The organism is Rothia sp. (in: high G+C Gram-positive bacteria) (assembly GCF_030540545.1).
Lineage (GTDB): Bacteria > Actinomycetota > Actinomycetes > Actinomycetales > Micrococcaceae > Rothia.
In genome coordinates this window covers 84,924-97,935 of the sequence record NZ_JAUNVZ010000005.1, presented here as the reverse complement: position 1 = coordinate 97,935, position 13,012 = coordinate 84,924, and the positions used below count along the sequence as shown (strand labels likewise).

The 13,012-nt window shown below is 58.7% G+C and carries 9 protein-coding genes; all 9 read left to right on the top strand.

Annotated features, from left to right (window positions below):
* Positions 1 to 125 precede the first annotated feature (125 nt).
* Positions 126 to 2,297 carry a WYL domain-containing protein gene (locus Q4P78_RS05630; protein ID WP_303339380.1) on the top strand — a complete coding sequence of 724 codons (2,172 nt, stop codon included), beginning with the start codon at positions 126 to 128 and terminating at the stop codon, positions 2,295 to 2,297.
* Between the two features lie 226 nt (positions 2,298 to 2,523).
* Positions 2,524 to 2,862, top strand: a complete 339-nt coding sequence (locus Q4P78_RS05625; protein WP_303339379.1) for a hypothetical protein — start codon at positions 2,524 to 2,526, stop codon at positions 2,860 to 2,862.
* Between the two features lie 24 nt (positions 2,863 to 2,886).
* Positions 2,887 to 3,123, top strand: a complete 237-nt coding sequence (gene tatA, locus Q4P78_RS05620) for a Sec-independent protein translocase subunit TatA (protein ID WP_303339378.1) — start codon at positions 2,887 to 2,889, stop codon at positions 3,121 to 3,123.
* A gap of 108 nt (positions 3,124 to 3,231) precedes the next feature.
* Positions 3,232 to 4,110 carry a twin-arginine translocase subunit TatC gene (gene tatC, locus Q4P78_RS05615; protein ID WP_303339377.1) on the top strand — a complete coding sequence of 293 codons (879 nt, stop codon included), beginning with the start codon at positions 3,232 to 3,234 and terminating at the stop codon, positions 4,108 to 4,110.
* Positions 4,111 to 4,563: 453 nt separating this feature from the next.
* Positions 4,564 to 5,838 carry a hypothetical protein gene (locus Q4P78_RS05610; RefSeq protein ID WP_303339376.1) on the top strand — a complete coding sequence of 425 codons (1,275 nt, stop codon included), beginning with the start codon at positions 4,564 to 4,566 and terminating at the stop codon, positions 5,836 to 5,838.
* A 28-nt stretch (positions 5,839 to 5,866) separates the two neighbouring features.
* A complete protein-coding gene (locus Q4P78_RS05605; RefSeq protein ID WP_303339375.1) occupies positions 5,867 to 8,923 on the top strand; it encodes an RNA helicase in 3,057 nt (1,018 codons plus the stop codon).
* Positions 8,924 to 9,189: 266 nt separating this feature from the next.
* Positions 9,190 to 10,344 carry an amidohydrolase gene (locus tag Q4P78_RS05600; RefSeq protein WP_303339374.1) on the top strand — a complete coding sequence of 385 codons (1,155 nt, stop codon included), beginning with the start codon at positions 9,190 to 9,192 and terminating at the stop codon, positions 10,342 to 10,344.
* A 304-nt stretch (positions 10,345 to 10,648) separates the two neighbouring features.
* Entirely contained in the window at positions 10,649 to 11,383 is a 735-nt protein-coding gene (locus Q4P78_RS05595; protein WP_303339373.1) for a polyprenol monophosphomannose synthase, read from the top strand.
* A gap of 114 nt (positions 11,384 to 11,497) precedes the next feature.
* Entirely contained in the window at positions 11,498 to 12,991 is a 1,494-nt protein-coding gene (locus tag Q4P78_RS05590; RefSeq protein ID WP_303339372.1) for an NAD-dependent succinate-semialdehyde dehydrogenase, read from the top strand.
* Positions 12,992 to 13,012: the final 21 nt, after the last annotated feature.

Here is a 13,012-nt window from a genome sequence, read left to right as displayed (position 1 = left end):
TGTAGGCATGGTGCGCTAAGGTAAGGACCGGGTCGCCTTTGCTATATCCGAAAATGCTCTGAAATATCCGCTATCGGCGCCGTGCAATATCGTAAGCACCACCACACGCCGGGTATGATTAACCTATGTCTCTAAGCACCGCGCAGTTGCTGCACCTCTACCAGACGCTGGCAGCCAAAGCAGAAGCCAAGCACCACGGCATTACCCGTGCCGAATTCCTGACCCTGCTGGATGTTGCCGACCCCTCCGCACTGAGCGAGGGCGAAGAAAAAGACTTCTCCCGCGCCAAAAAGACTCTGCGCGACGCCGGTCTGAGCCTGGGCCACCGCACTGTTGAAGGCACGGACTACTACTACCTGGACCCGCGACCGAACACCCTGAAAACCTGGGATATGGGCGCCGAAGAGTACCGCCTGGTCGCGGCTCTGTGCGCCGCCTGGTACGGCACCGAACTGGACGATAGCGCTCGCCGCATTCTGCGTAAGCTCTCGGTGCAGGTGCCCGGTTTCGCCACCCTGGCTAAACAGCACACGATCACCGAGCCGCTGCAGCGCCTGCATTTTACGGACGATAAGTTCCTGGAGGAAACCTTCACCGCCTTGGCGCGCCATAGCGAGCTGGATATCCGCTACCGCAATGGTAAGGGCGATAATAAGCAGGCAATGAACCTGTGGATTTGGGGCATTGCCTACCGCCTGGGTAACTACTATGTGACCGCGGTGCGCCCGGATAAGATTGAGCCCGGCCAGGATCCCAAGGCCTTTGTGTACCGTTTGCCACGCTGGTCCTGGGTGAGCATTGGACGCGCCTACCGCGCCACCAAAGCGCCCCTGGATTTCTCCGTGGCACAGCATTTGGATGAGCATTTGCACGGCCACGAGTCCACGATTTGGGTGCACCATCGCACCGGCCATACTCCCTTTGAGGTGGCCAGTTACGGCGTGATGGAAAGCGCAGTGCAGGCTATCTGCTCGGATTGGGTGATTTTGCCTCCGGCTGCCTGCTCGAACCCCACGGAGTTTCAGCAGGGCGCCTATGATGCGCAGAAGAACCTCCTGAAAAGTCTGCAGGCTCAGCAGGCGGCAGCCCCCGTGGCGCCCGCCCTGGGCAAGAGGGATGTGCGTGACCGTTCGGATAATATTGACGAACTCACCGACACCCTGCTGGGACTCTATGCCCTCAATAGCATGTCTGTTGAGGCTGAAGGCACCGCCCAGGCAAATGAGGATATTCCGCTCAAAAAGATTGCCACGCGTTTTGGTGTTGAGAACCAGGATAAAATGCGCAAGCAGCTCAAAAAGGTACTCGGAAATGTGGATGATTACTATAGCATCCAGCTGCCCGATAGTGCCTACTACCTGGGACGTCACGAGCAGGCACCCGCAAGCCCCCTGGAAGATACCGGTCAGAGCCACGTGAGCCTGAAGGATCTTTCGGGCACCAAGGTGTACCTGTACCCGAATAGCGATTACTCTAAGAGCCACACCATTTTTGACGGTGTGAACCTGAGCCGTGTTGAGATCGCCATGATGCTCTTTTCCCTCTCTGCGGCGCGCCTGCTCTGGGCGGGGGATGAACGCGTGGAGCGCATCGCACAAGCACTGCGGCAATCCTACCCGGCACTGTGCGAGCAGATGGAGGGCGGCTTGAGCTTCTACCCGGATCTGAGCCTGCTGCAGCCCTCTATTGACGCCGTGCGTGCCGGTGGTGCCTGGGATATTACCTACGGTGAGAATGACCATCGCGTGATCGAACCCTACGCCCTGGTTTTTGAGAATAACCAGTTCTATGTGCACGCCTACTACCCGGACGCGCCGGGGGAGAACCACTGGCGTAATTTCCGCCTGTCCAATGTGCACTGGAATGAGCGTATTGGTGAAGGTAGTGTGCACGAGCACCCCAATGGTGACACCCCGGCGGTGTGGGGTCGCAGCCAGGCGCTGGACCCGGAGAACCCCTCCATTACGGTGCATGTGGACGATGACCTCCTAGAAACCGAGCCCTTTAATGCTCTCATTGAGCGTTTGAAGAAACAGAGCCTGGAGTCGGCACGCACACCCGGTGCGATTAGTTCCGCACCCAAGACCTTCTACCGTGTTCACTACTACGGTGGTCACGATCAGATTGAGCGCGATGCGAGCGCCGCTGCCGGGGTGGATAGCCCTTGGTTTAGCCGTATGCTGCGCCTGCTGGTGGAGCAGGAGGGCGCGGTTCAGCTGCTGGGCCCGCAGGCTATGCGCGCAGGCTACGAGCAGCGCCTGGAGGATTTAGCGCAGCAGCTGCGCGATGAAGTGTAGGGGGCGCAACTTCCGCCCGTCGTACCAAGCCGCCGTCCGCATGTATACCGCGGGCGGCGGCTTGGCTGTACCCGCGCCTCCTTCATTCATGACGCGCTCGCCTGCGTCCTGCGCCCGCAGCCGTATCCTCTTAGCTCATAGCTAAAGAGTGTTCAAACTTCGGTTGGAAGGGTGATTTTAGTGGATTCTGCACGTAATATCTTTTCAAAACCTATATACTGGTTGTATGCCTTGGTGGTTTTGGGTTTTGTTATGGGGCGCTCTGATTGTGAGCGCCGTGGCGTTCCTGGCGGTCATTATCCTGCCAGCGCTCAAACGTGGCTTGACTCTGCTTGATGAGGCGTTCACTCTCGTTGAAAATGTGGAGGACGCTGTTGAGCGTGCCAATGAAAGCACAAAGCGCCGTGTTCGACGTGAACCGCAGCTGGGTGTCTTCACTCCGGTGCCCGAGGCGTACAATAACTACGAACAAGGTAAACAGACACGCAGGTCTGAGCGAATCAAGCGACGGGTCTCCCGACGAGATCGACTCGGTCAACCTCAGAATGTTGGAGACCTGCTCTAAACTGCACAGAAAGGTGTTTCACTCATGGGTAACGTTTTCTCTCACCCGGCAACCATTATTGTCGTTATCATCCTGATTATCCTGCTCTTCGGCGCTCCGAAGCTGCCGGGTATGGCTCGCAGCCTGGGTCAGTCCATGCGTATCTTCAAGTCCGAGGTCGAGGGCATGAAGAACGATGCCAAGAAGGACAAGGAAGAGAACGAGCAGAAGACCGAAACCGTAACCGCTGAGGTTGTCGACAACGGTAAGAGCGAGAAGTAAGACTTCCTAATTCCCGGCCCGCGCATCACTTCCGGAGTATTTTCTGGGTGAGGCGCGGGTCGGGTTGTCCTACAGTAGGGCGTGAGCCTTCAAGTTAGTGAGGATTTAATGGCTAAACCGGATCAAGAGGTCCGCATTCGTAAGCTCAACCCCGAAGCACGTATGGAGCTCAAGGAGCACCTGCGCGAGTTCCGTGACCGTCTAATTAAGTCGGCAATTGCTACCGTGATTACCACGATTATTGCCGCCGTGTGGTTGTACAATCCGTTTATTCAGGCGATTACCGAACCGATTCACGCGATGGCTCGCGAGCAGGGTCGTGAGGCGACACTGAACTACTCCTCGGTTATCTCGCCTTTTGACCAGCTGATGCGCGTGGGTCTGTATATGGGTCTGGCATTGGCGGCTCCGGTGTGGATGTATCAGGCGCTGCGTTTTGTGCTGCCGGCTCTGCACGCTAAGGAGAAGAAGTACCTATTTGGTTTCCTCTCCGGCGGTATTTTCGCTTTTGCCTGCGGTGTGTTCATTTCCTGGTGGACTTTGCCGGGCGTGGTGCATGCGTTCTCGACTTTTGCACCTCAGGGTACTGCAAGCTTTATTCAGGCGGAGACCTATATTCCCTTTGTCGTGAAGTTCATGTTCACTTTCTCCATGTCCTTCGTGATTCCGGTGATTCTGGTCGGTATTAATATGATGGGTCTGATTCGCGGTAAGACGATCCTGAAGTCCTGGCGTATTGTGGTGGTTTTGGTTGCGTTGATCGCGGCGATGACCGCCCCGGGCACCGACATTATGATGATGTTCTACCTGATGGCGCCGCTGCTGATTTTCTTCTTCCTGGCGATTGCTATCTGCCTGGTGAATGATAAGGCGCGTGACCGCCGCGATGCCAAGCTTGCGGCTGGTTTGTCCGAGACGGAGCTGAATACCGCAACCAGCGCTGAGGACCTTGCAACCATGGGTTATGTGGCTGAGGAAAAGAACTAAATAGCTTTGTAGCTCAACGGCATGAAGGGTGTCTGTGTTAGATGAGGAATCTAGCGCAGGCACCCTTTTGGTTTGCCCGGCTGAGTGTTCGGGTGGCTGGGTTATGTAGCGGCGGGGCTATTGGGTAGACACGCCATCAGACAGGTTATGCGCATTCAGACACTGTATTTACGTGCATAACCTGTCTGAGGACACATAAGGTGTCTGCTCGCGGACAGCTCCTGATGATGGGACGTGTCTGATTGCAGACAGCACCCGATGGAAAACAGGGGAGTGTCGCACACAGAAAAATTTGCATGAACCTGACATAATTAAAACGCACCTCACCCCGCCCCGACCCACAGCCTGCGGCACGGAAAAAGGGCGAACAGCACCAACCGAAGAAAACCCACCGGAGGTGCACCGGCATTCACCCGCCAAACAACCATACTCAACCACCAGCGAAAGAACACCATGCACCGCTGCACCATCATTGTCGACACCCAAAACATCGCCAAACGCACCAAAGACCTGCTCGGCTTTAAAAAGAACCTCTCCGCCGCAGGAATCCGCACCTTCTTTGAAACCCTCGGCTACGACATCGACGCGCTCTACATGGCAGCCGCTACCAAACCCAAAGGCGATATCGCCCGCGTAGAAAAAAGCCTGAAACACAATAACGACCGCGCCGCCAAATGGGAAGCAGAAGGCGCCACCATCCTGCCCGGCTACCTCGCAGCCCGCAATGAGCGCACCCCCACGGGCGAGATCGAAGTGAGCATTGAAGAGAAACAAATCGACGTGCTCTGCGCCCTCGCCATTATCCAGGCAGCCCTGGATCACGCCAACGACCCGCACCACGTAATCTTTATCCTCAGCAACGACTCCGACCTACAACCGGCAATGGACATGGCGGCGAGCCTGGGCGCTCGTATTATTCACGCTCGCACCGCCGAATACCGCGCCCTGGACACCTCAACGGCCCATAGCTGGATGGCGCTCACCTGCGAAGACCTCGCCACCATCTCCCACGCCCTGCCCGAGAAGAGCTATAGCGGCATGCGTGCCAATATTGCCGAGATTCTGAGCAATCCGAGCACCGCTCAGACCTATAATTTTGGGCGTACCAGCAATAACGGCAGCTATATGTTCAAATCCCTCGCCGGGCTGGATGTGCGCGGAAACGCCACCGACATCGCCCGCCAAGATAGCTACACCTATAGCCTGTACCCGCGCAGCCTGTGGGTCAAGCCCCGCTACTTCCCGGCGCTGAGCGTAGCCGACACTCCCGGTCTTGAGGCGCGCACCCGCACCTCGCTCTACACCGGCACTGTGGAGTATTGGCGCAATAACTACACCATCGGTGTGATCCTGGAGGGCACCGGCGAGGAACTGTCCGTACCCGTACCCACCGGCGAATCCCTGCTCGTGGGCGATCGGGTTATGCTCGCAGCCACCGGGCCCCGTACCGATACGGACTGGTGCTATCTGGGGCCGCTCGGCACCGTCCGGACCGCAAGCGACACCGTGCTGCTGGCGCAGGTTACCCACATGGACGAACGCTATATCTACCTGGAGGCAGACTTCCGCCCCTCCGGCGGTGCCGTAGAGTACTTCCGCATCCCCCTGCGCGGCAGCGGGAACCTTAGCTGCGAGCCCGGGGCGTGGATGCGCATTATGCGCACCGGCCTGTTCCAGGACGGTTACGAGTTCAGCTATGCGCTCAGCAGTGACCTGCACCGCGACTAAAAAAGCCCGTACAGCGTAAAATGGAGGAATGAACGAAAAAAATACGACACAGGACAGTACCAATGATGAGCAGTACCTGAGCCCGGCAGAACGATACGCCGCCGCCAAAGCCGCAGCAGCACACGCAAAAACTCGACTTGCCTCCTTCGAAAAGAACCCCGGGTTCGCCCTGGATGACTTCCAGCGTCAAGCCTGCACCAGCGTAGAAAACCAGCGCTCGGTGCTCGTTGCCGCACCCACCGGCGCCGGCAAAACCGTCGTCGGCGAATTCGGTATCTACCTGGCTCTAGCCACCGGCAAAAAAGCCTTCTACACCACGCCCATTAAGGCACTGAGCAACCAGAAATACCACGACTTTGTGCGCGCCTACGGCGAAGAATCCGTCGGCCTGCTCACTGGCGATACCAGCATTAACACCGAAGCACCCGTGGTTGTTATGACCACCGAGGTGCTGCGCAATATGCTCTACGCCGCCTCACCCACCCTGGAAAACCTGGGCTATGTGGTCATGGATGAGGTGCACTACCTCGCCGACCGTTTCCGCGGCGCCGTATGGGAAGAAGCCATTATTCACCTGCCCGAGCACGTGACCGTCATATCCCTATCGGCAACCGTATCCAATGTGGAAGAATTCGGCGCCTGGCTCGATACCGTGCGCGGCGGCACCGACGTGATCCTCTCCGAAACCCGACCCGTACCCCTATGGCAGCATATGATGGTCGGCTCGCGCATTGTGGACCTCTTCGTACCCCTGGAAGGCATCCGAGAGGACACCGAGAGCGATAATAGCGTGGCGCTCTCCAAAAAGCAGGCGCGTAAAGCCGGGGAAGCCTCGGTACGCACCGGTCGCGACGCCAAACGAGCAGCACGCGGCAAAGACCCCAAAAAACGCGGCCCCAAGGGCGTCTCGGCAACCTTTAGCCGCGGCGAATCCTACGCTGATAAAATCATTAACGCTCCCGAAGGGCTGCGATTCAACCCGCTACTTAAGCAGCTGAAGCCCGGATTCCGCCGCTATAACGGTGGCGAGCGCTATAGCTCCAAACGCGAAAAGTTCTCCCGCGGTCGCGGAGGCGGCGGATACGCGGCACGCCACGGCATCCAGCACGATAGTCGGGCTGAGACCGTGCAGGATATTCTGCGCCCGCACCGCATTAGCCGCCCCGAGATGGTGCGCTCGCTGGATAAGGCGGCGCTACTGCCGGCTATTTGCTTTATTTTCTCCCGTGCCGCCTGTGATGATGCGGTCGCCCAATGCGTGGACGCCGATATTGTGCTCACCACCGATGCTCAGGCGCAGACCATTCGCGCCTATATTGCCGAGGCTACCGCACACCTGGACACCCGCGATCTAAATGCCCTGGGCTACTATGAGTGGCGTGAGGGCCTGGAGCGCGGTATTGCCGCCCACCATGCCGGCCTGCTGCCCCTGTTCAAAGAAGTGGTGGAGGCTCTCTTCGCCCAAGGTTTGGTGAAGATTGTTTTTGCTACCGAGACCCTGGCGTTGGGTATTAATATGCCCGCGCGTACCGTGATCTTGGAGAAGCTCACCAAGTTCAACGGTGAGGGTCATGTGGATATCACCCCGGGTGAGTACACTCAGCTGACCGGTCGCGCCGGCCGCCGCGGTATTGATATTGAGGGCCATGCGGTGGTCATGTGGCGCCCGGGCATGATCCCCGAGCAGGTGGCTGCCTTGGCGTCCACTCGCACCTACCCGCTGAATTCTTCCTTCCGCCCCACCTACAATATGAGCGCGAATCTGATTGCCTCCTATGGTGCTGAGCGTACCCGTAAGATTCTGGAGTCCTCTTTTGCGCAGTTCCAGGCGGATAAGTCCGTGGTGGGTGTTGCTTCCCGCGTGCGTAAAAACGAGAAGGCAATGGAGGGCTACCGCGAGTCTTTCGCCTGCCATCTGGGCGATTTTGGTGAGTATTTTAGCCTGCGCCGCCGCGTGAACCAGCTGGAGAAAAAGGCTGCGCAGTCCAATCAGAGTCATGCGCGTACTCAGGCTCATCAGAGTCTGCAGGAGCTGGCGCCCGGCGATATTATTTTCATTCCGCACGGTCGTTCCAGCGGTTACGCTGTGGTGCTCACCCGCGCCGAGTCCAATGTGGATCCGCGCGTGAGTATTATTACCGAGGACGGTCATTTGCGCACCGCCTCCACGCGTGATTTTGAGGGGCAGATTGACCCGGTCTCGCATATTAAAATCCCGCGCAAGGCGACCTTTAAGACCCCGAAGGATCGTCGTGATACCGCCTCGCGTATGCGTCAGGCGCTCATTGACGGCAAATCCCCGCGCCATATGGGTCACCGTGCCGCGCCGAGCAAGAATAACTCCCTGCTGATGCAGCTGGAACAGGCTCAGGCGGAACTGCGAGCGCACCCCTGCCACGGCTGCTCCGAGCGTGAGGCACACGCCCGCTGGGCTGAACGCTGGTACTCCCTGAACCAGGAGACCGATGCTCTGCGCCGTCAGATTGCGCGCCGCACTAATACCATTGCGCAGGTCTTTAACCGCATTGCGCAGCTGCTGCAATCCTACGGCTACGTCAAGGAAGAAGAGGGTCAGCTGCGCCTGACCGCCTCGGGTCAGAGTCTGCGCCGTATCTACGGTGAGAAGGACCTGCTGACCTCCCTGGCGCTGGGTGACGGTCTGCTGGAGGGACTCACAGCCCCGGCGGTGGCGGCAGTGGTAGCTGCCCTGGTGTATCAGGGTCGTCGTGACGGTGTGGAGCACCTGGCTCACTACCCGGAACCGGCGGTACGTGAACGCCTGGGGGCGCTCTCCCGCCTGCTAGCTGATCTCAACGCCGCAGAAAGCGAACACCGCCTGGATCAGACTCCGCCCATGGATTTGGGGCTGGTGAACCCGATCTACACCTGGGCTGCCGGGGCTCACCTGGCAAAAACCTTAGAAGATAGCGATTTGGCTGCCGGTGACTTTGTACGCTGGGCTAAGCAGGTAGTGGATACCCTGGATCAGATTACCCATATTGGGCAGGTGGACCCGGGCGTGCGAGCCGTCTGCCAGGAAGCTATTGAGGCGGTTCGTAGGGGAGTTGTGGCGCTGGATATTTAGCGCTCGCCCCCTGTACCACGAGCTGGCAGTATAGGTTCGGGCCGGTAGGTGAAATTACCTACCGGCCCGATGTTTTAACAGGTTTTTAGGTGGTGCTTTTTATCAACGCTTTTTATCAACACTCCACGCTACGGGGCATGTAGCGGCACCTAAAAGCCACAGCATGCGTACCCTAAACCCAATCAGGCTCAAGCGCACGGTAGAATGGACACACAAGCTGGCAGCGACTGCCCACTGACCGACTACGCTCGAGCTAAGGAGAAGCATTGAGTATCCGCATTTTCACCGACGGTAGCGTATACACGCCCATCGACCCCTACGCCACCGCCCTACTCACCGATAACGGTGTAACCGCCTGGGCAGGCTCGGATGCAGGCGCCGCCTCCATCGCCGATGACCGCATGGAGCGCATCAGCCTGGACGGCAAACTCATTACCCCCACTTTCTCCCGCGCTTATGCACCGGTGGGCGCCGATTCCGGGCAGCTATCCACCTATTTCATGCGTTACGCCGCCAACGGCTACTACACCCATGTGCTCGGCACCAGCGCACAGCAGCTGCCCGAGGTAATAACCGGCATTAATGAGAGCGAAACCGCAGTGGATGCGCGTATCCTACTGCACCTGGACAGCGTGGAAAGCGTAAGTGCCGAGTCCATTACCGAAGCTCTGGATGCAGCCCATGCGATCATCAGCGCACCCGGGTCTCGCCTGCACACTGAAACCGGCTACACCGCCCGCCTTGTCGGCGTGCACCTGCACAGCGCGCAGATCGCCTCCATTGCTCCCGAGAGCTTCACCGCCCTGGTCACTGTCCTGGCAGAAGCCTACCTGGTACTCTCCCTGGACGCCACCTCCTTCAACCCTGCCCTTGCGCTCGCCGATACGGCACGAGAGGCAGAACGATTCCTGACCATCCGCCTGGATATGGTTCAGGACAGCCATGAGCACCCCATCACCGACGAACAGCTGCAGCACGCAGCCGACCGACGCTACCACCTGGGACTAAACACCACCGGCACCCAAGAGATGGTCAAAGCCAATGCGAAGCTCATGCGCCGCGCCAATAGCATCGGTGTCTCCGTAGCGTTAGGCTCGGATACAACCCTGAACACCCCTAACGGATGGGAGCTGGCGCGTTACTTCGTCACCGCACCCGAGGGAGTCTCAGCACGCAGCGCTTTTGCCGCCCTGACCCGAGGCACCTACCGCTCCATCGCCGAAGATAACCCCTTCACCGGCACCCTGACCGTGGACACCCCGGCAACTATCGCCCTGTGGAATATTACCGAGCTCATGGTTCAGGCACCGGATTCGCGCGTTGCCTCCTGGAGTACCGACCCGCGCGCTCGCATTCCGCTACTGCCCGTGCTGGAAGAGGATGTGCCCCTGCCGGTGCTGGATCGTATCTACGTGGACTAGGCTCAAGCCTGTGCGCTAGCACCGCTTTGTGAATGCCCCGCCGGGCGCGTAATGGTTTTATACGTGCTCGACGGGGCTTTGCTGTACCTGCGTGCTGTATCTGCCTGTGGCTACCTCATAGGGTAGGGAGCATATCAACACCGTCACGCCTGAGAGGGGAGTAACAGCAGCGCTAAACCTCAGCTTTAAATACACCTGAAAATGCGCCTTCGGGAGCGCACAATGGCTCAATAGAGCGCGAAGGCACGGTATACTATAAAGAATCTAGACACTATTGGAAAGAGCGACCCCGAGGGAGCCCCTAATGCGAGTACTAACCATCATCCCCACCTACAACGAAAAGGAAAACCTCCCCATCGTTGTCGGTCGACTGCGCGCAGCAGCACCCGATGTTGACATTCTCGTAGTGGACGACTCCAGCCCTGACGGCACCGGCCAGATCGCAGACGATATGGCAGCCATCGACCCTCAGATCCACGTTATGCACCGCACCGTCAAGAACGGCCTGGGCGGCGCATACCTGGCAGGCTTCGACTGGGGTATTGAAGCAGGCTACGACGTGCTGATTGAAATGGACGCCGACTGCTCCCACCAGCCCGAGCAGCTGCCCTCCCTGGTAGAGGCAATCCGCAACGGCGCCGATCTGGCTATTGGTTCCCGCTACGTGCCCGGCGGCAAGATTGAAAACTGGCCCCTGCACCGCGAAATCCTCTCCCGCGGCTCCAACCTGTACACCCGCCTGGTACTGGGCACCAAGATTAAGGACATCACCGCAGGTTTCCGCGCCTACACCCGCGATGCACTGCAGCGCCTGAACCTGGACGGCATTGACTCCAAGGGCTACGTATTCCAGGTGGATTTGGCGTGGCGCTCCGAGCAGGCAAAGCTGAAGATTGTGGAGGTGCCCATTACCTTCGTTGAGCGCGAGATTGGCGCTTCGAAGATGACCGGCAATATCATTAAGGACTCCATGGTCAAGGTCACCACCTGGGGCCTGCAGGCTCGCGCAGCTCAGATTAAGAAGCTGCTGGGCAAGTAAACCCCTCGATACCATATCAGCAAAAGCCTCCGGGTACCCACAACGGGACACCCGGAGGCTTTTATATACCCATCTATCACCGGCTGGATAAAGGGCAGAGGATATACTGAACATATGAACAGCACTGACTACACCGAAGTACACGGCATCACCATACCCACCGGGCTCTACATCAACGGCGAACACACACCCGCACACGCCGGCAACACCTTCGCCATCACCAACCCCGCCACCGGTCACACCCTCGCACACCTGGCAGACGCCAAAAGCACCGACGCGCTCGCAGCCCTCACCTCCGCACACAACGCCCAAGAAACCTGGGCACACACCACCACCCGCCACCGCGCAGAAATCCTACGCGAAGCATACACCCGCACCCAAGCCCACGCTGAAGAACTAGCAACACTCATCACCCTAGAAATGGGTAAAAACCTCACCGAAGCACACGCCGAAGTACGCTACGGCGCCGAATACCTACGCTGGTTCAGCGAAGAAGCACCCCGCCACTACGGCAACACCCTGCCCACCCCCGAAGGCACACACCTCATCACCACCATCCACAAACCCGTAGGCCCCAGCCTGCTACTGACCCCCTGGAACTTCCCCCTGGCAATGGCAACCCGCAAACTCGCCCCCGCCATCGCCGCCGGATGCACCAGCATCCTCAAACCCGCAGAACACACACCCCTAACCCTGCAATACTTCACCCACCTCATCGCAGACCTACTGCCGGCAGGCGTGCTCAACACCCTACCCACCAGCACCCCGGCAGACATCTCCGAACCACTACTTGCCGATGCGCGCCTGCGCAAAATCTCCTTCACCGGCTCCACCCGCGTGGGAAAACAGCTCGCAGCAGCAGCCACCAAACACCTACAGCGCACCAGCCTAGAACTTGGAGGCAACGCCCCCTTCATCATCTTCGAGGACGCCAACCTGGATGCAGCCCTCACCGGAGCCACCGCAGCCAAACTACGCAATATCGGCCAAGCATGCACCGCAGCCAACCGCTTCATCGTACACGAATCCCTACTCGAAGAATTCTCCACCCGCCTAGCAGAACTCTTTAGAACCCAGCGCCTAGGTAATGGCCTAAACCCCAACACCGATCTAGGACCGCTCATTACCCCCACCGCACGCGAGCGCATCCACACCCTAGTCACCGACGCCATCTCACAGGGCGCGCAACTACTTGCCGGAGGATACATCCCCACCAACCCCGAACTAGCAGAAGGCGCCTACTACCCGGCAACCGTACTAAGCAACGTCACGCCCGACATGGATATTGCACGCACCGAAATCTTCGGACCCGTAGCACCTATCCTCAGCTTCGCAACCGAGAACCAAGCCTACGCGCTCGCTAACGATACAGAATACGGACTCGCCAGCTACGTCTATACAGCAGATACCGCCCGCGCCCTACGCGCCGCAGGGCACCTACACTACGGCATGGCGGGACTAAATATGGGCGTCATCTCCAACGCAGCTGCCCCCTTCGGAGGCATCAAATCCTCAGGACTGGGACGAGAAGGCGGCGCCGAAGGCATCGAAGAATACACCGAAACCCAGTACATCACCCTACCCAACCCCCACGTGGCAACCCCCTAAAACCCCAACGGGGCACAGCCA